Genomic DNA, 20050 nt, shown 5'->3' with positions numbered 1-20050 from the left:
GTGACGCCATGACTTTCCGAGCATGCAGGCGACGGCGAGGGACGGGGCGCGGGTTCGCCGCCCTCGCTCTCGCCCTCACCGGCACCGCCGCTCTCGCCCTCACGAGCCCCGCCGCCGTCGCGGACGTGTCCGTCCCGGCCGTGGCGGGCACGACGTACGTGGACTGCTCCAGGCCGACCGCGGGCGACGGCAGTCAGGCCTCGCCCTACAACAGCATCGGCCAGGCCAACGCCAGGACCTACGCTCCCGGCGACACGCTCGCCTTCGCCTCCGGCACCACCTGCACCGGCTCCCTCGCCCCCAAGGGCAGCGGCACCGCCGCCGCTCCGATCACCCTCACCGCCTACGGCACCGGCGCGCTGCCCGTGATCGACGGCAACGGCGCCGCCGACGCCGTGTCGCTGACCAACCAGGACCACTGGCGGGTCAGCCGTCTCCGGCTGACCAACCCCGCCGCCGCCCTCGCCCGCCGTACGGGACTTCGCATCTCCGCCACCGACGGAAGAGCGCACCGAGGCTTCGACATCGGCTATCTCGTCGTCGACCGGGTGGCCGGCCAGACGAACAAGACCAGCCCGACGACGGAGGACTTCGTCCAGTCCGCCGGCATCGTCACCGGGGCGAGCGGCACCAACTCGACGCTCCACGACGTCCACGTCCACCACAACCAGATCAGCAACACGGGCGGCGGAGGGCTCAAGATCCGAGTCGGAGCCATGACGGTCAAGGGCTCCGGCGTGCTGATCGAACACAACGTCATCAAGGACGTCGGCGGCGACGGCATCATCGCCAGCTACGCCGACGCGCCGATGATCCAGTACAACAACGCCTCCGGGGTCGGAAACGGCGTGTATCCCTTCTCCGGCGGCAACTTCGCCGGCATCTGGGTGCTCGGCGACCACAATCCGACCATCCAGAAGAACGCCGTGTACGGCATCACGCGGATGTCGGTGGCCGACAGCCAGGCCTTCGACTGCGACTGGGGCAACACCGGCACCTGCACGATCCAGTACAACTTCAGCCGGGACAACATCGGAGGCTTCTTCCTCGACTGCGACGGCTGCGGGACCATCGGCGGCGCCAAGCAGGTCATCCGCTTCAACATCTCCGAGAACGACTGCCGCATGAGCAGCGTCAGCGCCGGCCGTTCCGCGCTCCACCTGTACAACAACGTCTTCTACTGCACCGACAGACGACTCGACGTCACCCTCCCCGAGGAGAGCGTCGTCGAGAACAACATCTGGGTGGGCACCGGCGACTCCCGGCTGCCCACCGGCCCCGGCATCCAGTGGCTGTGGAACGTCTTCCAGGGCGTGCCGCGGCCGACCGCCAACGGCATCGCCGGTGACCCGCGCTTCGTGAACCCCGGCACCGGTGGCGACACGATCCACTCCGCCGACGGCTACAAACTGCGCTCGACCTCACCCGCCCTGAACAACGGCTCCGTGATCAGCGGGAACGGCGGCCGCGACTACTGGGCGAACCCCGTGTCCACGACGACGAAGCCGCACCGCGGGGCGTACAACGGCCCGGGGCTGTGACCGTCGGGGCTACAGGGGCAGAGGGGCACAGGGTCACGGCGTGGTCCGGGGCCCTGTGCCCCCGACGCGCTCAGTTCATCAGCAGAAGCCGCGTCTGCGGCACCAGCTTCCGGTTCACGCTGGTGCTCTGCACGAAGATGGTGAAGTCGTCGTTGTGATCGGGCTTGACGCGTACCTCCACGTCCGGCAGCCCGAGCAGGGCCCTGGCCTCGGGCCCCGTGTAGACCAGGTCCGTCTTCTTCTCCAGCACCGCGATCTGCTTCCTCGCCTGCACCTTCTCCGGCTTGCTCAGCTGGTAGAACGCGCCGCCGGTCCGGTAGGTGTGCCCGCACTCCACGACCCACTCCCGGATGGCCGTCTCACGGGTCACCGGAACCAACGCGTAGGCCGACCGGTCCACCGGGGCGAGCCCGGCGGCCTTGATGGTGTCCCGGTTGACCGCCTCGGCGCCGGTCGAGAACACCGCCCGCGATCCCCGGATGCCCTTGGCACGGCCCACCATGAACTTCTCGGTGGCCTCCTGGATGACCTGCCCGGCCTCTTCCAGGCCCTCGGTGCTCGTGGCATCCCAGATGGCGATGTTGTCCTTCGGGAAGCCGCAGTTCATGGCCTCGCGCTTGCCCATCTGGTCCGGAACGAGGACCGCCAGCGTCCAGTTGTCCTGCTGGGTCTCGATCATCCGGGCCACGGCCTCGACCAGCTGACGCGGCTCCCTGGCCGGGGCGTCGGGGCAGCGGTGGCTCGCGTTCTCCTGACCGTCGGTCAGGACGAACGTCAGGAAGCTGTGGTCCCCGTACAGCTGAGCCGTCTGCGCCAGCTCCCGCTGCGACTTCAGCGCGGCCGCCAGCAGAGCCGTCATCCCGCCGACCCGGTACAGCTGCTTCAGCGACGGCATCCGCAGCACGTCCTTGTCGTAGATGACGCACTCCACCTTGTCGGCGAACACGTACACCGTGACACGCGTCTCCTGGTCCAGCTCCCGCGACCGGCGGGCGAGGTACGCGATCTGCTGATCGGCGACCTCGACGACCTTGCGGCTCAGGTGCGACATGGACGAGCTGGCGTCCAGCACGAGAGCAACGTGGTTGATGTAGTTCTGACTTCCGGACATGACAGCTCCCCCTCGTGTTCCTTCTCGGTTCGACGCACTCACCGTCTCACCCACCACTGACAATCGATCGTGGCCGCCGGACGGGCGCCCTGAGAGGATCACCTCATGGCGCCCACGAAGGACCAGCTCACAACGGTCGCGTTCGGCGTGTCCGAGGTGACGGACGCGGCCCGAGCCGATGCCCTGCGGCTGCTCGGAGAAGACACCGCTCTGCACGAGGAGTGGATCGCGGGGCTCGCCGTGAACAGCGCCGCGCCGGAGGCGGTGCTGAAGCGGGTGTTCACGGTCGATCCCTTCCCCGAGCCGGGATACTGGCTCACGTATCACCCGCTCCCGCCGGCGGTGGCGAGGGTCGCCGTCACCCACCCCGACACCCGCGTCCGCAGGATCCTCGCCGAGAACCCGCACCTGCCGCCGGACGCGCTCGCCACGCTGGCCGAGGATCCGGACGAGAGGGTGCGGCGCGTCGCGGTGGTGACGGCGTGCGACAACGGCCTCGAACTGCCGACGGAGTCGATCGTGCGGGCCGCCACCGCTCCGGACGCCCGGCTGCGATACCTCGCCACCGGGCTGCCCGGCCTGCCGGACGAGACGCTGCTCGCGCTGGCCGGGGATCCCGACCCGCGCGTCCGGGCCGCCGCCATCGACTCCTGGAGCTGGCCCCGGCTGCGCCCGGAAGTCCGGGCAGCCGCCGAGGCCGCCCCCCACCCCTGGGTGCGCAAGGCCGTCGAACGCGCCACCCACGTCGACGCGCCCCTGCCGACGACGGTCGACGGCTTCCTCACCGAGACGGACGAACGCCGCCGCGCCGACGCCGCCTTCGCCGCACCCGTCGACGCGGAGCTGGCCGCACTCCTCGTGACCCACGAGAACGGTTCCCTACGTCACCATGCCGCCTGCAACCCCCACGTACCCACGGAGCTCGCCCTCACCCTGGCCGCCGACCCGGACCCCTCCGTCCGTCTCGCCGTGTCCCTGCGCGCGGACCTGACCGAGGAACAGCGAGTGGCGATCGACTACACCGTCCCCACGGGCCGCCACCCCGTTCCGAGCTGGGTGAAGGAACGGTTCGGCGACCCGGACGCGCTGCGGGAGATCGCGGCCTCCGGCCACGTCCTGCTCCGCCGCGGCGTCACCTGCGCACCGGAGCTGCCCGACGACGTGATCGAGCGACTCGCGGCCGACGACGACTACTTCGTGAAGCTGATGCTCTGTGAGAACGACCATGCCCCGCACCACCTGCTCGTGGAGATGTTCGCCGACTGGAACGGCTTGAGCTGGGGAACACTCGTCACCCGTCGCAACTTCGCGCGCCCCGGCCTCGCCCGGTTCGCCGACGACCCCCGTGCCCGGTTGCGCTACGCGGCCCTCTTCGACCCGCAAGCCGAGCCGGAACTCGTCGAGCGCCTTTCCCACGACGGGGACGACATGGTGAGGCACCACGCGGCCGCCGACCCCCGCCTGCCCCGTCGGCGGCTCGTCCAACTCCTCGGGGCGGAAGGCACACCGCGCGCGGCGGCCCGCAACCCCGGGCTCCCGGTCGAGCTCATGCACCGACTGCTCGACATCGCCGGCGCCCCACGCCGGGAGGCGGCGTCGAACGACGCTCCCAGCTGAGCCGGGAGTTCCGGCCGCGGCCCGCCGGGACCAGAGCCGTGGTCCGGGAGTCCAGCCACAGCCCGGCGGGATCAGCCGTGGCCCGCCGGGATCGGAGCCGTGGTCCGGCGGGATCAGTCGCGGCCCGGCGGAGTGAGACCGGCCTCGTGCGCGGCGATGGCCGCCTCGACCCGGTTGCGCGCGCCCAGCTTGGTGAGCACGGCGCTGACGTGCGCCTTCACCGTGCCCTCGACGAGATGCAGCCGGGCCGCGATCTCCGCGTTCGACAGCCCGGCACCGAGCGCGGCCAGCACGTCGCGTTCCCGCTCCGTCAGCCGGTTCAGCGGACGGCGGGGATGCGCGGACCGATGGGCGCGCATGCCGGCGATCACCCGGCCGGCGACCCGGGGAGACAGATAGGCGCCGCCGGCGCCGACCGCCCGTACCCCTCGGAGGAGTTCCCTGGGGTCGTCCGCCTTCAGCAGGAACCCGTCGGCGCCTTCCTCCAGAGCCCGGGTGATGTACTCGTCCTGACCGAAGGTCGTCAGCATGATCACCCCGACCGTCGTCAGCTCACGCCGGAACCGCGCCACCGCCGTCAGCCCGTCGAGGCCCGGCATCTGGATGTCCAACAGGACCACGTCCGGCCGGTGCCGGCGGGCGAGCGCGAGGGCCTCGTGCCCGTCGCCCGCCTCCGCGACCACCTCGACCTGCGCGTCGCGGCCCAGGATGGCGCGTACCCCGGCCCGCACCATCGCCTCGTCGTCGGCGACCAGGACCCGGACCGGCCGGCCGCTCGGTTCTTCGTCTTCCACGCGACGAGCCTACGGCCGGCTCCCCGCCGTACGGCCCTGAGCCCGGCGAATCCCTCCCACGGCGGTCGGCACCCCCGACGAAAGGCAGGACGCCGCTTCCCTTCGACCCATGGGCGCCGGCCCCGCCCGCTCCTAGCGTCGCCGTCGTAAGGAAACGACACGTCAGCAGGGAACGAGGAACCTTCGTGATCAGCCTCCGAGGACTGACGAAACGCTACGGCGACACGCTCGCCGTGGACGATCTGACCTTCGACGTCCGGACCGGGCGCGTCACCGGCTTCCTCGGCCCCAACGGAGCCGGGAAGTCCACCACGATGCGCATGATCCTGGGCCTCGACCACCCCACACGCGGCCGGGCCCTGATCGCCGGCCGCCCCTACGCGGACCTGCGCCGGCCGCTGTGCGCGGTCGGCGCGATGCTGGACGCCAGGGCCGTCCACCCGGCCCGCTCCGGCCGCGCCCACCTGATCGCGCAGGCCCGTGCCAACGGCATTCCGGTCCGCCGTGTCGACGAGGTGCTCGAGACGGTCGGCCTGACCAAGGCGGCCCGCCGGCCGGCCGGCACGTACTCCCTGGGCATGAGCGGACGCCTCGGCGTGGCGGGCGCCCTGCTCGGCGACCCGGCCGTGCTCATCCTGGACGAGCCCGTGAACGGCCTCGACCCGGACGGGGTGCGGTGGATCCGCCGGCTGGTGCGCGACCAGGCGGCGGAGGGGCGCACGGTGTTCCTCTCCAGCCATCTGATGAGCGAGATGCAGCTGACCGCCGACCACCTCGTCGTCATCGGGCGGGGACGACTGCTGAGCGACACCGGCATGACGGAGTTCCTGGCCGCCGCCTCGCCCGCGTCGGCCCGCGCACTCGTGCCCGACCCCGGAGAGCGGGCGGAGCTCGTGCGCGGCCTGATGCACCTCGACGGCGTGCGCGTCGAGACGTCGGAGGGCGGCGACGGCGAACTCACCGTCCAGGGGCGCACGGCAGCCGAGCTGGGCGACCTCGCCCATCACCGCGGCGTACGGCTGCACGGCCTGAGCGACGTCCGGGTGTCGCTGGAGCAGGCGTACATGGACCTCACCGCGCGCAGCGTCGAGTACGCGACGGGCGCGACGACCGAAGGAGGACGGCAGTGAGCACCCTGACGGCACACGGCGACCGGCCGGCCGCCCCGGGGACGGCGCCCGACGCTCCGGGGCGGCGCACCACCGACGGCCTCGCCGGGGCGATCGCCTCCGAGTGGACCAAACTGTGGTCGGTCCGAGCCGCCTGGCTCTGTCTTTCGGCGGGTCTCGCCATCACCGGCGTGTTCGCCTACTACTACGCGTCGATCTCCCGCATCAACGGCCATCCGGTGCAGCCCGTCGGGAACGCCGCGGCCGCCTCCGCCGTCGTCTCCCAGTTCGCCGTGGTCGTCATGGCCACGGTGGCGGTGACGTCCGAGTACACGACGGGGACGGTACGGGCGGCGCTGCTGTGGGTGCCGCGCCGGCATCGGGTCCACGCGGCGAAGGCGCTGGTGACGGCCCTGGTCGCCTTCCTCGGCGGCAGCGTCTCCGCCGTGGTCGGTACGGCTGTCGCCTGGGGGGCGTTCGACGGACGGGCGTCGTTCGACGCGGCCACGGTCCTCGGACAGACCCTCGCCGTCGGGGTCTACCAGGCGCTGATCGCCGTACTCACCGTCGGCGTGGCCTTCGCCACCCGGCACCCGGCCGGCGCGCTGTCGATCCTCGTCACGTTGCTGTGGGGGCTGCCGAGCATCTTCCTGGGACTCGGCGGCGAGACGCTCGCGGCCGTCAGCGACCGGCTTCCGCACGGAGCGGGCGACCACTTCATGCGGGCCGGCACCGCCGCCCCGTACGCGACGGCGACGGCGGTCCTGATCGTGGCCGCGTGGGCCGCCGCGGCCCACGCGGCCGGGCTGTACGTGCTGCGCCGCAGGGACGCCTGACGGCCCGTCGACCGGGATCGTCGAGGCTCGGCCCGCCCTTCGGGCCGGACTCGCCGGTTCGACGCTCGCCGGTTCGGACGCCCGCCGACAGACACCTCGTCGGCGGGCGTCCGGGCGCGTCCCAGAGAATCGACCACGGGCCGGGACCGGGGCCGCTGCCGAGCACCCGGCCCGCGCCCGAGCGACGACACCGATCCGAAGGACGCTGACCCGCCATGCGGCAACCGCACCCGTATCCGCGACCGCGCCCGTATCCGCGCATACTGTCGGCCAGGTACGCGCTCGTCGACGTGGCCCTGTGGGCCGTGCTCGCCGCCGCCACCGTGTTCGGGTTCGGGGAGGCGACCGCGGCCTCGACGGTCCCGGACCTGCTGCTGCCGCTGGCCGTCCTGGCGGTGGCCGTGCCGCTGTCCCGCCGCCGGCCCGGGGTCGCGGTGTTCCTCGTCAACGGCCTCTGCGCCCTGGGCCTGGCCGACTCCACGACCCCTGGCAACGCCCACGTCCTGTCCCTGGCCGCGCTGAGCTGCCTGCTGGGCGCCAGGGTCGCCGCGGCCCGGGGACCGCTGACGGTGCTCGGCACCTGCCTCGCCTTCGACGTGGCGGTCTGCGCCGCGCTGCGGGCTCAGCCCGTGTGGTGGTTCTACGCCCTGACCGTGCTCCCCGCCGCCCTCCTGGTGCCCTGGCTGGCCGGACGGCACTGGCGGGGCCGGCGTGATCTCGTACGGGAGGGGTGGCAGCTGGCCCGGAGCCTGGAGGAGCGGCAGCACCTCGTCGCGGAGCGGGCCCGGCTCACCGAACGCGCCGACATCGCGGCCGACATGCACGACTCCCTCGGCCACGTCCTGAGCCTCGTCGCCCTGCGTGCCGGCGCCCTGGAGCTCTCGCCCGACCTCACCGACCGCGACCGCGCCGACCTCGCCGAACTGCGCGGGACCATCGCGGACGCCGTCGAGCAGCTACGGGAGACCGTCGCCGTCCTGCACGCACCACGGGAGCCGGGGGCGGGGCCTGGGCCGACGGGTACGGGGCTGCGGCTCACGGATGAGGGCGGCCGTACGGGCGGGGGGCTGCCCATCAAGGACACGGTCGAGGACCTTCTCGGCCGGGCGGTCGCCTCGGGCGTACCGGTGCGCTGGGAACGGCGTGGCGCGGTGCCCGCACTGTCATCCCTGGTGGAACGCGGAATGTACCGGGTGGTGCAGGAGGCCCTGACCAACGCCGTGAAGCACGCCCCGGGCGGTGCGGTCCGGGTGGACATCACCCACGAGGTCGACCGCACCCGCGTGACCGTCGAGACCACCGCCCCGCCAGTGCCAGTGCCAGCGCCGACGCCGACGCCGACGGCGACCGGACGACCTGGCGAACAGCCCCGCCCCGCGGGCGAAGCCGGGGCCGCGGACACCGGTCGCCGGGGCCTGACGGGTCTGCGGGAGCGGGTGTACGTACTCGGCGGCTCCTTGTCCACCGGCCCGCACGACGGCGGCTTCCGTCTGACCGCCGTCCTCCCGCACCAGGCCCCGCCCCGACTCGCCGCGCGCGCCGCCGACCCCGGCACGGACATGACGGGCGCGGGCAGGGACGGGGGAGGGGAGAGAGACCTCGGCGCCATCCCTGAGTCCGCCGAACGGCTCGCCCAGGCACGCCGCACCGCGCGCCGCCGCTCCGTCGTCGCGTTCGCGGCACCGGTCGCGGCCGCGGCCTTTTTCGTACCGGCCGCCGTGCACATGGCCTGGCAGCTGACGACCGGCGTGCTGCCGCCGTCCCGGTTCGACCAGCTGGAGACCGGACGGTCCCGCACGGAGCTCGCTCGGCTGCTTCCGGCCCGCCCCTTCCCGTACCCCCCTGACCACGCCCGTGCCGCACCTCGGCCAGCGACCACGACCTGTGACTTCTACCGATCGGGCCGCGATCTGTTCGGCCAGGTCGACCTCTACCGGCTCTGCTGGTCCGGCGAGACTCTGGTGGCCAAGGACACCCTGCCCGCGGACCTGTGACCATCCCTGGGAGCCGTGCCCCGGCTGCTCCCCACACGACACGCCCGCGCACCCGAACCCTTTCCCCCGGACGCTCGAAGCCGAGCACACTTTCCGCGACCAGTTGTCTTCGGAACGGAGGGAGTTCGGCATGACGACTCTGAAGGGGATCGCGGCCACGGGCGCAGCGGCAGTCGCCCTCGCCCTGGCGACGGCGGGCGCCGCTCACGCCGAGAGCGCGGACCTGACCCACGGAGGTCCTTACACGTCGTACGGCGACCCGTACGTGACACAAGGCGGCCCGTACACGTCGTACAGCGACCCGTACGTGACGCAGGGCGGCCCGTACACCACCCACGGCGAGACCTCGATCATCCAGGGCGGTCCGTACAGCACTCACGGTGAGACCTTCACCGTGCAGGGCGGCCCGTACACGTCGCATGGCGAGCCCCCCACTGTGCAGGGCCCCTACATGGGCGACTGAGCCGCCCCACGCGCACCGGCTCCGGGCGCCCGCCCGCCCGTGTCACCGCGTCCGTTCGGGCGGTGGGGTCACGGGTGGGCGCCACCCTCGTAGACGCCGGAGGAGAAGCCGTCGGTCAGCTGCTCCGCCAGCTCGGCGTGCGCCACGCACAGGTGCCTCAGAGGGCGCCAGCGCGGGAGATGGTCGGGGTGGTCGGAGAACCGTTCGGCGGTCTGGCACAGGTGGTTCCACCATGTGCGCACGTCCTGGCGCAGCTGTTGGGTGGCGCCGGGCCTGCCGATGCGGCCGGCCTCGACGATGTCCGCCCAGCTGGTCAGGAGGTCGCAGAGGAACAGGGCGCTGTAGTCCGTGGTCTGCAGGAGCCGACGGGCGGCCCACTCCGCCTCGGTGCCGGGCTGCTGCCGATCGGCGGCCTCGGTCAGGCGGGCGTGGAGGAACGCACGCAGTGGTGCGGCGTCGTCGGGGCGGAGGTCGTCGGAGAACTCCAGCACCGCGGCGGGTTCGTGGACGGTCATGCGGGGCGCCCCCTCACGGTCGGACACGGGTGGTGGACGGGTCTTCGGTGCCGTCCCGCCGCGTCGGAAAGGAGAGAGTACCGACGCGCTCGCCGTGGTCCTGGACACATGGACACCTACCGGCGAGATTGGCCGAAACCGGACGCGCCGGGGGAGGGGCAGGCGGAGGAGCGCCGATGGCCGCCCCTGCCCGCCCACGTCACCGCCCGCGTCAGTCGCGCGGGTTCACCCAGCCCGGCGTCCAGGTCCCCGCGGCGCCCGGGCCGGCCGCTGTGGCGGCGAGGTGGGCGCGGAGGGTGGCCAGGGCCGGGTGGGGGCTGTCGCGGTGCCAGAGGAGCGAGTGCGGGTAGACCGGCGTCGGGTCGGTCACGGGGATGCGGCGCAGGCCGTGATCGGCGGGCCAGACGAGGCGGGTGTGCCGGCCCATGAAGGTGGCCAGGGCCGGCGTGTCCGCGATGGTGTCGAGGAGCGCGTCGGAACCGAAGTTGGGGCCGGTCGCCTCGATGGTGAGGCCGAACTCGTCCACGAGATCGTCGTAGTAGGCGGCCCACTCGGTGCCCGGGACGATGCCGGGCATCCAGATCCGGTGCCCCGCGAGCCGGGCGAGGGGCACCGACCGCGCGTCCGCCAGCGCGTGGGCGGGACCGGTGAGGAGCTGGAGCGGCTCGTCGAGCACCCGTACCGACTCGATGTCCTCGGGAAGGGGCCGGCCGGGCGCGGCGACGGCCCGGAAGGAAGCGTCGATCTCGCCGGAGCGGATGGCCGCGATCGCCGTCTCGATGTCGAACAGCCAGACCACGTCGAGTGCGATCTCGGGATACGCGCGGTGGAAGCCGCGCATCAGCCCGGAAGCCGCGCCGCGCGAGGCGATCACGTCCACGCGCAGCGGACGGCGCCCCGGACGCACGGACGTGACGGCCCGCTCGGCGACGCGCAGCAGCTCGCGGGCGTGAGGCAGGAACGCCTGCCCGTCGATGGTGAGCTCGGCGCCACGCGCGGTGCGGGTGAACAGCCGTACGCCGAGGTTGCGTTCGAGAGCGGCGATGCGCTTGGAGACGGCCTGCTGGGTGACCGCCAGCTCGACGGCCGCCTCCTGGAACCGGCCCGTGTCGGCGGCGACGACGAAGGTCCGGACGATGTCGAGGTCCACGTCTCAACCCTACGGCGCACAACCGTCGGTTGTGGCCGAGTGGCTCGGTGGTTGTTTGATCCCGACGTACGGCACTCGCTTTGATGCTTCCGAGGACGAATCGGTTGTGCGGAAGGCGGCACGAGCGAGAAACGAGGCGCGAGAAACGGGGAGCGAGGGGCGGCGGCGGGGATGAGTGGTGGACACCGTCTGGGGCGGCGGTTCGGTTGGCTGTGGGCGGCGTACGGAACCAGCGCGCTGGGTACGTGGCTCGCCTTCGGCGCCTTCCCGCTGATCGCCGTCCAGGTCCTGCGCGCCGGACCGGCCGAGGTCGCCGCGCTGGCCTCCGTCGGGGCCGCGGTGGGCGCGGCGGTGGCGATGCCGCTGGGTCCGTGGATGGAGTTCCGCCGGAAGCGGCCGGTGATGATCGCGACGGACCTGGTGCGGTTCGCGGCGCTGCTGACGATCCCCGCCGCGTTCGCGCTCGGCGCGCTCACCTTCTTGCAGCTCCTGCTGGTCTCGATCGTCGTCGCGGCGGCCGACATCACCTTCCGTGCCGCCTCCGGCGCCTACCTCAAGACGCTGCTGCCGCCCGAGGACCTGCTCGCGGCGAACGCCCGGTTCGAATCGACGGCCTGGACCACCACGATCATCGGACCACCGCTGGGCGGTGTGATGATCGGGCTCCTCGGGCCGGTGGCGACGGTGCTGGCCGACGCCGTCAGCTACCTGCTGTCGGCCCTGGGCATCCGCGCGATGGGCTCCCTCGGACGGAGCGGCGGGGAGGCTCCGTCGTCCGAGCGCCGGGCGGCCGCGCGGATGCGTCCGCGGGACCTGCTCGACGGCTGGCGGTACATCCTCGCCGACGCGACGCTGCGTCCGCTGTTCCTCAACACGGCCCTGTTCAACGGCCTGGTGATGGCCACCTCGCCGCTGCTGGCCGTCCTGATGCTCGGCCCGCTCGGGTTCGCACCGTGGCAGTACGGCCTCGCCTTCGCCGTACCCTCCGTCGGCGGGCTGCTCGGTGCGCGACTGGCCCGCCCGCTCGTCGCACGGTTCGGTCAACACCAGGTCCTCGTCGCGGCCGGGACGCTGCGCGCGGTCTGGCCCGTCGGCCTCACCTTCCTGGGGCCGGGTACGGCAGGGCTGCTGCTGGTCATCGGCGTCGAGCTGGGGCTCATCCTCTGCTGCGGGATCTTCAACCCCGTCCACGCCACCTACCGCCTCCAGCGCACCGCGCCCGACCGGGTCGCCCGCACGCTGACCGCCTGGACGGTGACGACGAGGGCCCAGACCGCGCTGCTGACGGCCGTGTGGGGCGTGCTGGCCGGCCTCCTCGGCGCGCGCACGGCCATCGGCCTGGCCGGCGCGCTCCTGCTGATGACGCCGCTGCTGCTTCCCCGCCGCGAGGCAGCGCTTCCGACCGAGCGGGACCCGGCACCGAACCACGTCTGAGGCCGCCACAGCCCCCATGGCCGTGTGTACGAGGGGCGGTCGCCGCGCCCTGGGGGGCGTGCGGTGCACCTCCGCGCAACCGGTTGCCGCCGGAATATGCCGAGGCGACTGCGGGGCGGTGCCTCGCTGCTCCATCGTGGAGCGGTGGGCGGCCCGCTCGGGGTGCCGCCTTCCGCCGATGAGGAGGCGAACCGGGATGGGCTGGAGGCGCGACGGCTTCGAGTCGCACGTGGGTGGGGTCGGGGTGCTGCTGGCCGACGGCAGCGAGCCCGGGCCGGTCTACTTCGACCTCGGCAGCGGGTCCCACTTCCACGAGTCGAGGGACTGGTGGGTGTACGACGGCACCTTCAGCAGGGCGACGGCGACGACGATGCGGGGGAGTTGTGCCTGCGGATGGCGGGGTGAGCGTACGTTCCCGATCGACTGGCAGCGGGTCGACCCCGATGACCTCGCCACGTACGACGTCTCCGGCCCCGAGCTGGAGTGGGAGGCCCACATGGACGAGGTCGCCACGCGCGCGGTGCCCCTCCCCGAGGACGTGGCCGGGCTGCTGAGGCGGCTGCGCGAGCGCCTGGACGAGCTCGTCGACGACGCCCCGCTCCCCGTGCTGAAGGCGGCCGGCGAGCTGGAGTCGGTCGTCACCTTCTTCGGCCCCCTCGCCACCAGGATCCTGACCCGCCACGAGGAGTTCTCGCTGACGCGGGCGGCCGAACTTCTCGGCATGACCGAGAACGCCGCCGAGTCCCGCCTGCGGCACTACGAGTTCATGGACCTGTGAGTCGAGTGGCCGGCCGGCGCCCTGCTCGGGACGTGTCCGTCGGGGCCGTCGGCATCCAGTAGGGTGACGTGTGCTCGTCAAGGCGGGCGCATTTTCTTGCACACGCGTATCTGCAAATCACTCAACGGGGGTTGAAGCGTGAAGCTTCGTCATGTCCGTGCTGTCGCCGTCTTCGGAATCGCCCTGGTAGCCCTCACCGGCGCCCGTGGTTCCAGTGGTGGTAGCTGCGGTGGCGGCAACGGCTCCAGCAATTCCAGCAGCTCCAGCAGCGGTTCCGACAGCAACAGCTCAAGCAGCGGTTCCGACAGCAACAGCTCCAGCTCCGGTGGTGTCACCACCGGCGGCGTCGGCGGCTCGTCGAAGGACCGCGCGCAGCGCGACGTCCGCATCGACGACTGCGCGTTGAGCGCCGACCGCAAGAACCTGGTCGCCAAGGTGACCGTCACCAACAGCGACTCGTCGGCGTACCTCTACGACGTCACCCTGCAGTTCAAGGGCGCCGAGGGTTCGAGCACCGCCAACCTGGCGCTCGCGAAGCTCGAGGACCTGCGGGTCGAGGGCGGTGCGTCGAAGCAGGGCGAGGCGAGCACCCCGTACACCGGCGGTGGCGATGGTTCCGAGTACACCCGCTGCGTCGTCGTCGACGCCGACCGCACGATCGGCTGACGCACGCCCCATTGTCGGCCGGTGGTCCGCCGCGCGGCGCCCCCCGTCACGGAGAACCCGGCCACCGGTCTCCGTGACGGCGTGGGGCGCGCGGCGCGGATCACGACGGCCCTGGTCAGGTCGCCGCGCCGTGGCCGACGGGGATGTCCAGCCGGCCGGCCACCGTGGTCAGGGCCGTGCCGAGGGGGAGGGCGACGCGGGTGAGGGCGTGGCGGTCGCCACGGGTCGGGTCCCGGTTGATGATCAGCACCGGCTTGCCGGCCTCGGCCGCCTGGCGCACGAACCGCAGACCGGACATCACGGTCAGCGAAGAGCCCAGGACCAGCAGTGACGCCGCTTCGTGGATCAGGTTGCGGCAGTGCTCGACGCGCCGCGGGGGGACGGCTTCGCCGAAGAACACCACGTCCGGTTTGAGGATGCCGCCGCAGTTCGCGCACGGCACCACGCGGAAGTCCCCGATCTGCTCGTCGGTGAGGTCGGCGTCCCCGTCCGGATTGAGCGCGGCCGAGACCGGCTGGAACCCCGCGTTGGCCGCTTCCAGCCGCCGGGCGAGTTCCTGGCGCGTGCTGAAGGCCCCGCAGGACAGGCAGACGACCCGGCCCAGGCTCCCGTGGAGCTCCACGACCTCGTCGCTGCCGGCAGCCTGATGCAGGCCGTCGACGTTCTGGGTGATGACGCCGGTGAGCAGCCCGTGGCGCTCGAACGCCGCCACGGCCCGGTGCCCGGCGTTGGGGCGCGCCCGGCCGAAGGTGCGCCAGCCGAGGTGGCTCCGCGCCCAGTACCGTCGCCGGGCCTGAGCGCTGCCGGTGAAGTCCTGGTAGGTCATCGGGGTGTGCCGGCTGAGGCTGCCGCCCTCGCCCCGGTAGTCGGGGATGCCCGACTCGGTCGAGATCCCCGCCCCGCTGAGGACGAGGACACCTCCGGTGCCCAGCGCGTCGGCGACCGGCTCGAGATCCGTGGTGCCCGGCGGCAGGTCCTCGGGAGGGGTCCAGTGCAGAGTGGGGCGCATGCGCATGCCGCCAGGGTACGGAAGCGAAGCGCGCATCCGCCCGCTCTCACTCCGCGCAGTCGGGGCGGCGTGCGTGCGGGCGCGCAGCGTGCGGGCGCGCAGGCAGGCGTGCGGACAGGCCCGTACGGTCCGGGGAGCTGGCGCCCGCCCTCGCGTCGAGGCGCCGCGCGATCCCGACGCGTCGTGAGCGCGCCATGGCCGCGAGTATCTTCCGTCGTCCGGGCGAACGTGGGGTGCCCGGCCGGATGTGCCCCCACGGGTCCGGCCCTAGGCTGATGTATGAGACCAAAACCCACCTGGTCGGAGAGGACGCGGCGACGATGCCCCGGTAGGGGTTTGGGTGCCTGGCCGAGAGGCCGGAACCGACCCTCATCGAGGCCGACATCGGCACGCAGGTGGTCCGGATGCACAGCTACGTCACCGGGGACCACCGCCGGGCGTAATGCGTGTACGAGGCGGCAAGCCCGGAGGCGTTCCGCAAGGCGGTCCGCCGGGTCGGTGATCCCGTGGCGGTCATCCATCGGATCATCGCGCTGGATCCCCACGCCTGCGCACCGGCGTGATCGGTACGGCAATCAAGGGGGTGCCCCCATGGCACAGAAGCACAAAGGGGCCCGCGGCGTCAGGCGGGTGATGGTGGCCGCCGTGGCGCTCGGCACCGCGGCGACGATCGGTACGGCCGCGCCGGTGCAGGCCCAACCCCAACAGGCGACGGTGTCGGCGTGGGTCAGCGACGGCTGGGGTGGCGGGACCGTCACCAGCCGGCCGGCCGGAATCAACTGCCACCAGGAGGCATGGCCCTCGGACAGCACCGAGTACCAGCAGGAACCGACCGGCTCCTGCCACGCCGACTTCCCGGTCGGCACGACGGTGACCTTCACCGCCACCGCCGACCCGGGGTCCTTCGTCAATTACGGTCCGGCTCCGGCATCCCTGACGGTGCGGGCCGGCTACAACGCCACGCACGTCATGTTCTGCCCGGACCATGATCTCTGCACGAGCTGGTGATCGGCTCCGGTGAAGCACTCCCGCGGGAGCGGATGCTCGACCCCGCGGGACCTGCTGCGTATCCGGCCGCCTCCGACCGGGTCGCCGGCGTCCCGTCCCCCGTACGGCCGCATGCCCGGCCGCGCGCCGGTCCGGTTCCATGCGATTCACGCCTTTTCGTCTCTTCGGTCCGTAACCTGACTGCCCGTGACCAGCCAGCACGTGCCAGCTCCTTCCCCCACCCGCCGGACCGTCGTGAAGGCCGCCGCCCTCACTGCCGCCGCCACCCCCGCCCTGGTGGGCGCGGCGCCTCCCGCTCTCCAGGCCGCCGAGGCGCCCGCCTTCCTGCACGGCATCGCCTCCGGCGACCCATTGCCCGACGGCGTCATGCTCTGGACGCGGGTCACCCCCACCGCCGCGGCCGTGCCCGGTTCGGGCAGCGGCCCCGACATCACCGTCGGCTGGGAGGTCGCCGAGGACCGGGCCTTCACCCGCACCGTCGCCCAGGGCTCCGTCACCGCGACGGCCGCCTCCGACCATACGGTCAAGGTGGACGTCCGGGGTCTGCGCCCGGCGACCGCCCATTGGTTCCGCTTCACGGCGGGAGCCGTGGTCTCCTCCGTCGGCCGCACACGCACCACCCCGGCCCCCGACGCCACCGCCCCCCGGGTCCGCTTCGGTGTGGTCTCGTGCGCCAACTGGGAGGCCGGCTACTTCTCCGCGTACCGCCATCTCGCGGCCCGCGCCGACCTGGACGCGATCGTCCATCTCGGTGACTACCTCTACGAGTTCGCGACCGGTGTCGCGCCGGAACCTCCGTACGTCGTACGCCGGCACGAGCCCCCGCACGAGACCGTCTCGCTCGCCGACTACCGCATCCGCCACGCCACGCACAAGACGGACGCCGACCTCCAGGCGCTGCACGCCGCGCACCCCGTGATCGCGGTCTGGGACGACCACGAATTCGCCAACGACGCCTGGTCGGGCGGTGCGGAGAACCACACACCGGGTGCCGAGGGGGAGTGGGCGGCCCGGGTGGCCGCCGCCAAGCAGGCGTACTTCGAGTGGATGCCGGTCCGCGCCTCGACCGAGGGAACGGTGTACCGACGACTGCGCTTCGGCCGGCTGGCGGATCTGCACCTTCTCGACCTGCGCTCGTTCCGTTCCCAGCAGGTGACGACCGGCAGCGGCTCGGTCGACGACCCGGAACGCACGATCACCGGCCGTGCGCAGCTCGACTGGCTGAAAACGGGCCTCGCGGGCTCCAACGCCACCTGGCAGCTGGTCGGCAGCTCGGTGATGATCGCCCCGTTCGCCTTCGGCTCGCTGCTGCCCTCCCTCCTCGCCCCGCTGACCGAGATGCTCGGCCTGCCGCAGCAGGGGGTGGCGTACAACACCGACCAGTGGGACGGCTACACGGACGACCGGAGGGAGCTCCTCGCGCACCTGACGCAGCGATCCATCCGGAACACGGTCTTCCTGACCGGTGACATCCACATGGCGTGGGCCAACGACGTGCCGGTGAACGCGGCGACGTACCCGCTCTCACGGTCGGCGGCGACGGAGTTCGTGGTCACGTCCGTCACCTCCGACAACTTCGACGAGACCCTGCGCGTGCCGCCGGGCACGACCTCACTCGCGGCAGCCGCGGCGATCCGGGCCGCCAACCGCCATGTGAAGTGGCTGGACATGGACAACCACGGCTACGGAGTCCTCGACGTGACCCCCGAGCACTCCCAGATGGACTACTTCACCATCTCCGACAAGACCCAGCCGAACGCGACAACCACCTGGGCCCGCTCCTACCGCACCCGAAACGGAACGCAGCGCGTCGAGCGGGTGTTCCCACCGGTGCGATGAGACGACGCCCGCCGCACCGTTGATCAAGGGCCCAAGCCGGCCGGTGGCGTGCCGAGCCGGCTACGGGTGTGCCGGCCACCAGCGGACCGCCTCGGCGCGAGCCACCTCGGCGTCGTACTGACTCGCCTCGAAGTGGAGCTCCAACGGAGAGTCGGGCGGCAGGGTGTTCGCCTCCCACGGAGCCTCCCAGTCCGACCACTGCACGATCTCCCCGAGCCGCTGCACGACCACGGTCAGGAAGCCACAGCAGCCACCGGTGCACTCCGGTTCCCCCAGCGTCAGGCGGCGCGCCTCGCCGGTCGCCCGAAGCGGGCTGGGGCGGCCGACCGGCAGCACATCGACCGCGTACGGCCCCCGGCCGCCCACACCGACCGCCTCTTCGACCATGTCCTCCCCGTTGACCCAGAACCGCACCTGGGCATCGAACCGCGGCCCGGGCGGCACCACTTTGATCTCCAGACGATCGAACACCGAACCAGCCTACGGGCGCGTTGAATCCGTTCGCCTTGACGTGGCTCACGAGGCCCGTCGGCGTCGCCGGGCGAGTGCGGGTGCCGTGACGGCCAAGGCGAAGAGTACGGCCGCGGTGATCAGGTGGCCGACCGTCCGGCCCTGCATGAGCGTGTAGAGACCGCAAACAGTGCCACCGGTGGCGACGCCGAGCGGAGGCGGCCAGCGGTCGGCCGTCATGCCGGTTCCCACCACGAAGAAGGCGGGCATCGCGGAAAGGAAGAACACCCAACCGCGCCACTCGTAGCCGTCGGCGGCCACGCAGCCGCCCCGAGGCCCACGGTCGCAGCCGCCCTCCACGTATCCCAGGAGCCCCCAGGTCGCAGCCGCCATCACGATGGCGACCAAGGGAATCCACCACTTGCGCGACCAGTTCTCCTCGTCCAGCGACCATCTGCGCGACGAACGCCCGCTCTCCATGCCCGCCCCCGTGCCCATGCCTACCCCATGTCCATGACCGCCGCGATCATAGGGTGCACGCCCCACCGGCCGCCCGAGGCCCCGTTCTCGGGCTGTCTCGTCGCCGCACGTTGCGTCGGCCGCTTCCCGGGCACATGGAGACAAGCACCGTGGCCGGCCGAAGGAGAGAAGACGATGCCGCAGGACCCCTCACTGAGAGCTGTCGGGTGGGCGCGTTCGCTGCCGATCAGCAGTGGAGTGAAGACGGCAAGGGATTGGACGCGTGAGCATCTGGAGAGGCTCGGCTGGGACCGGACCGCACCGGATCTGCTGGATTCCGTCGTGCTGACCGTGTCCGAACTGGTCACCAACGCCCACATCCACGCCCGCAGCGACGCCCAGCTCATCCTCACCTGGGACGAGGAATGCCTGCACGTGACGGTGCACGACGCGTCGCCCCAAGTGCCCGAACCCCGCCAAGCCGGGGAAGGAGCCACCGGCGGACGCGGGCTGCTCCTCATCGACGCCCTCGCCGACGAATGGCAGACCTACCGCTGCCCCCGCGGCAAGGACGTCACGGCCTGCTTCCAACCGCCTCCGCCCAGCAGGCCGGCCGGATCGTAGACCCGACCGCCGCACGCCACGATCCGTACCGACTTCGGCAGAACCGGGCCGGACGGGGCTGAGAGGGACGGGGTTGAGCCTGGGCGGACGCCCTCGACCCCGTCCGTCTCGACCCCGTCCGTCTCGACCCCGTCCGTCTCGACCCCGTCCGTCTCGGCCCCGTCCATCTCAGCCCGCCCGGGCGGCGCCGGGTCAGTCCTCCGGCGGGAAGGCGTCGGCGCGCACATGCGGCATCGGGCTGCTGTGCACCCGATACGGGTCGCCGGAGGGCAGCGGTGTCGGGGTGATGTGTATGGCCAGCGGCCCCGCCCACTCGTACCCCCGGCGCCGTCCGTGTCGCGCGAGGTTGTCCGTCAGCAGCTCGCCCACGTCACCGCAGCCATGGCGCACCAGCTGCTCGTACACACCGGCGTCCAGCTCCACCTCGTAGGCGTTCGGGACCACCACCCGGGTCTCGCTGCACACCACGGCGTGACGGTCGCACTCCTCGCGCAGCGCGTCCAGCAGTTCCACGGGCTCATGTGTGGGACGGAGCCGGGAGACGACAGCGCTCTGCCACCGCTCCAGGGCTCGTTCCCACCGCGTCAGCGTGTCCCAGGCCATTCGTCGGGTCCCTCCCTCGCCGCCGTCCCTCGCCTCCGCCCGTCACCGCC

General features: G+C 72.4%; 20 protein-coding genes. 12 read left to right on the top strand and 8 right to left on the bottom strand.

The window, feature by feature from the left end; genetic code table 11:
* Positions 1 to 8 precede the first annotated feature (8 nt).
* Positions 9 to 1541 carry a right-handed parallel beta-helix repeat-containing protein gene (locus ACFY7C_RS01110; RefSeq protein WP_389641810.1) on the top strand — a complete coding sequence of 511 codons (1533 nt, stop codon included), beginning with the start codon at positions 9 to 11 and terminating at the stop codon, positions 1539 to 1541.
* 70 nt (positions 1542 to 1611) lie between these two features.
* Here ACFY7C_RS01110 and ACFY7C_RS01105 read toward each other — a convergent pair whose 3' ends face one another.
* Complete coding sequence (locus tag ACFY7C_RS01105; RefSeq protein ID WP_389641808.1) at positions 1612 to 2652, bottom strand: vWA domain-containing protein; 1041 nt, start codon at positions 2650 to 2652, stop codon at positions 1612 to 1614.
* 105 nt (positions 2653 to 2757) lie between these two features.
* Here ACFY7C_RS01105 and ACFY7C_RS01100 point away from each other — a divergent pair, with 105 nt between their 5' ends.
* A complete protein-coding gene (locus ACFY7C_RS01100) occupies positions 2758 to 4269 on the top strand; it encodes a hypothetical protein (protein WP_389641805.1) in 1512 nt (503 codons plus the stop codon).
* 113 nt (positions 4270 to 4382) lie between these two features.
* Here ACFY7C_RS01100 and ACFY7C_RS01095 read toward each other — a convergent pair whose 3' ends face one another.
* Complete coding sequence (locus ACFY7C_RS01095; RefSeq protein WP_389645849.1) at positions 4383 to 5003, bottom strand: response regulator; 621 nt, start codon at positions 5001 to 5003, stop codon at positions 4383 to 4385.
* 245 nt (positions 5004 to 5248) lie between these two features.
* On the opposite strand from ACFY7C_RS01095, the gene ACFY7C_RS01090 reads away from it, so the two are divergent.
* The 4 genes from ACFY7C_RS01090 (at position 5249) to ACFY7C_RS01075 (ending at position 9465) form a co-directional block, all read left to right on the top strand.
* Complete coding sequence (locus tag ACFY7C_RS01090; protein WP_389641802.1) at positions 5249 to 6193, top strand: ATP-binding cassette domain-containing protein; 945 nt, start codon at positions 5249 to 5251, stop codon at positions 6191 to 6193.
* A complete protein-coding gene (locus tag ACFY7C_RS01085; RefSeq protein WP_389641799.1) occupies positions 6190 to 7008 on the top strand; it encodes an ABC transporter permease in 819 nt (272 codons plus the stop codon). The genes ACFY7C_RS01090 and ACFY7C_RS01085 overlap by 4 nt, the downstream gene beginning before the upstream one ends.
* 215 nt (positions 7009 to 7223) lie before the next feature.
* Positions 7224 to 9002: a sensor histidine kinase gene (locus tag ACFY7C_RS01080; RefSeq protein ID WP_389641796.1), complete on the top strand. Its 1779-nt coding sequence runs from the start codon at positions 7224 to 7226 to the stop codon at positions 9000 to 9002.
* A gap of 130 nt (positions 9003 to 9132) precedes the next feature.
* Positions 9133 to 9465, top strand: a complete 333-nt coding sequence (locus ACFY7C_RS01075) for a hypothetical protein (RefSeq protein WP_389641793.1) — start codon at positions 9133 to 9135, stop codon at positions 9463 to 9465.
* Positions 9466 to 9533: 68 nt separating this feature from the next.
* On the opposite strand, the gene ACFY7C_RS01070 is transcribed toward ACFY7C_RS01075, so the two are convergent.
* Both ACFY7C_RS01070 and ACFY7C_RS01065 read right to left on the bottom strand, forming a co-directional pair.
* A complete protein-coding gene (locus ACFY7C_RS01070; RefSeq protein ID WP_389641790.1) occupies positions 9534 to 9980 on the bottom strand; it encodes a hypothetical protein in 447 nt (148 codons plus the stop codon).
* 211 nt (positions 9981 to 10191) lie between these two features.
* Entirely contained in the window at positions 10192 to 11130 is a 939-nt protein-coding gene (locus ACFY7C_RS01065) for a LysR family transcriptional regulator (protein ID WP_389641788.1), read from the bottom strand.
* Between the two features lie 171 nt (positions 11131 to 11301).
* Between ACFY7C_RS01065 and ACFY7C_RS01060 the strand changes: the two genes are divergently transcribed.
* The 3 genes from ACFY7C_RS01060 to ACFY7C_RS01050 all read left to right on the top strand — a co-directional run bounded on the left by ACFY7C_RS01060 (position 11302) and on the right by ACFY7C_RS01050 (position 14008).
* Positions 11302 to 12564 (top strand): MFS transporter, encoded by a 1263-nt coding sequence (locus tag ACFY7C_RS01060; protein WP_389641785.1) that lies wholly within the window; start codon positions 11302 to 11304, stop codon positions 12562 to 12564.
* Positions 12565 to 12760: 196 nt separating this feature from the next.
* The gene (locus ACFY7C_RS01055) at positions 12761 to 13342 is read left to right on the top strand and encodes a hypothetical protein (RefSeq protein ID WP_389641782.1); all 582 of its coding nucleotides are present in this window, start codon (positions 12761 to 12763) and stop codon (positions 13340 to 13342) included.
* A 138-nt stretch (positions 13343 to 13480) separates the two neighbouring features.
* Positions 13481 to 14008: a hypothetical protein gene (locus ACFY7C_RS01050; protein WP_389641778.1), complete on the top strand. Its 528-nt coding sequence runs from the start codon at positions 13481 to 13483 to the stop codon at positions 14006 to 14008.
* A 115-nt stretch (positions 14009 to 14123) separates the two neighbouring features.
* Here ACFY7C_RS01050 and ACFY7C_RS01045 read toward each other — a convergent pair whose 3' ends face one another.
* Positions 14124 to 15023 (bottom strand): NAD-dependent protein deacetylase, encoded by a 900-nt coding sequence (locus tag ACFY7C_RS01045; RefSeq protein WP_389641776.1) that lies wholly within the window; start codon positions 15021 to 15023, stop codon positions 14124 to 14126.
* A 585-nt stretch (positions 15024 to 15608) separates the two neighbouring features.
* On the opposite strand from ACFY7C_RS01045, the gene ACFY7C_RS01040 reads away from it, so the two are divergent.
* Entirely contained in the window at positions 15609 to 16025 is a 417-nt protein-coding gene (locus ACFY7C_RS01040) for a hypothetical protein (protein WP_389641773.1), read from the top strand.
* A gap of 186 nt (positions 16026 to 16211) precedes the next feature.
* Positions 16212 to 17864, top strand: coding sequence for an alkaline phosphatase D family protein (locus tag ACFY7C_RS01035; protein WP_389641771.1), 1653 nt, complete (start codon positions 16212 to 16214; stop codon positions 17862 to 17864).
* Positions 17865 to 17924: 60 nt separating this feature from the next.
* On the opposite strand, the gene ACFY7C_RS01030 is transcribed toward ACFY7C_RS01035, so the two are convergent.
* Together ACFY7C_RS01030 and ACFY7C_RS01025 are read right to left on the bottom strand one after the other, a co-directional pair.
* A complete protein-coding gene (locus ACFY7C_RS01030) occupies positions 17925 to 18335 on the bottom strand; it encodes a hypothetical protein (protein ID WP_389641768.1) in 411 nt (136 codons plus the stop codon).
* A gap of 45 nt (positions 18336 to 18380) precedes the next feature.
* Positions 18381 to 18812 carry a hypothetical protein gene (locus ACFY7C_RS01025; protein ID WP_389641765.1) on the bottom strand — a complete coding sequence of 144 codons (432 nt, stop codon included), beginning with the start codon at positions 18810 to 18812 and terminating at the stop codon, positions 18381 to 18383.
* A gap of 156 nt (positions 18813 to 18968) precedes the next feature.
* On the opposite strand from ACFY7C_RS01025, the gene ACFY7C_RS01020 reads away from it, so the two are divergent.
* A complete protein-coding gene (locus ACFY7C_RS01020) occupies positions 18969 to 19397 on the top strand; it encodes an ATP-binding protein (RefSeq protein ID WP_389641762.1) in 429 nt (142 codons plus the stop codon).
* 192 nt (positions 19398 to 19589) lie between these two features.
* On the opposite strand, the gene ACFY7C_RS01015 is transcribed toward ACFY7C_RS01020, so the two are convergent.
* The gene (locus ACFY7C_RS01015; RefSeq protein ID WP_389641759.1) at positions 19590 to 20000 is read right to left on the bottom strand and encodes a DUF3662 domain-containing protein; all 411 of its coding nucleotides are present in this window, start codon (positions 19998 to 20000) and stop codon (positions 19590 to 19592) included.
* Between the last annotated feature and the right edge of the window lie 50 nt (positions 20001 to 20050).

The organism is Streptomyces sp. NPDC012769, from assembly GCF_042901205.1.
Lineage (GTDB): Bacteria > Actinomycetota > Actinomycetes > Streptomycetales > Streptomycetaceae > Streptomyces.
This window is presented reverse-complemented; position numbering and strand designations above follow the sequence as displayed.

What these genes read in the sequence shown, in the direction of transcription:
- ACFY7C_RS01110 (WP_389641810.1), top strand. Translation starts at nt 9, where the DNA reads ATGACTTTCCGAGCATGCAGGCGACGGCGAGGGACGGGGCGCGGGTTC.
- ACFY7C_RS01105 (WP_389641808.1), bottom strand. Translation starts at nt 2,652, where the DNA reads ATGTCCGGAAGTCAGAACTACATCAACCACGTTGCTCTCGTGCTGGAC.
- ACFY7C_RS01100 (WP_389641805.1), top strand. Translation starts at nt 2,758, where the DNA reads ATGGCGCCCACGAAGGACCAGCTCACAACGGTCGCGTTCGGCGTGTCC.
- ACFY7C_RS01095 (WP_389645849.1), bottom strand. Translation starts at nt 5,003, where the DNA reads ATGGTGCGGGCCGGGGTACGCGCCATCCTGGGCCGCGACGCGCAGGTC.
- ACFY7C_RS01080 (WP_389641796.1), top strand. Translation starts at nt 7,224, where the DNA reads ATGCGGCAACCGCACCCGTATCCGCGACCGCGCCCGTATCCGCGCATA.
- ACFY7C_RS01075 (WP_389641793.1), top strand. Translation starts at nt 9,133, where the DNA reads ATGACGACTCTGAAGGGGATCGCGGCCACGGGCGCAGCGGCAGTCGCC.
- ACFY7C_RS01070 (WP_389641790.1), bottom strand. Translation starts at nt 9,980, where the DNA reads ATGACCGTCCACGAACCCGCCGCGGTGCTGGAGTTCTCCGACGACCTC.
- ACFY7C_RS01060 (WP_389641785.1), top strand. Translation starts at nt 11,302, where the DNA reads ATGAGTGGTGGACACCGTCTGGGGCGGCGGTTCGGTTGGCTGTGGGCG.
- ACFY7C_RS01055 (WP_389641782.1), top strand. Translation starts at nt 12,761, where the DNA reads ATGGGCTGGAGGCGCGACGGCTTCGAGTCGCACGTGGGTGGGGTCGGG.
- ACFY7C_RS01045 (WP_389641776.1), bottom strand. Translation starts at nt 15,023, where the DNA reads ATGCGCATGCGCCCCACTCTGCACTGGACCCCTCCCGAGGACCTGCCG.
- ACFY7C_RS01040 (WP_389641773.1), top strand. Translation starts at nt 15,609, where the DNA reads ATGGCACAGAAGCACAAAGGGGCCCGCGGCGTCAGGCGGGTGATGGTG.
- ACFY7C_RS01025 (WP_389641765.1), bottom strand. Translation starts at nt 18,812, where the DNA reads ATGGGCACGGGGGCGGGCATGGAGAGCGGGCGTTCGTCGCGCAGATGG.
- ACFY7C_RS01020 (WP_389641762.1), top strand. Translation starts at nt 18,969, where the DNA reads ATGCCGCAGGACCCCTCACTGAGAGCTGTCGGGTGGGCGCGTTCGCTG.
- ACFY7C_RS01015 (WP_389641759.1), bottom strand. Translation starts at nt 20,000, where the DNA reads ATGGCCTGGGACACGCTGACGCGGTGGGAACGAGCCCTGGAGCGGTGG.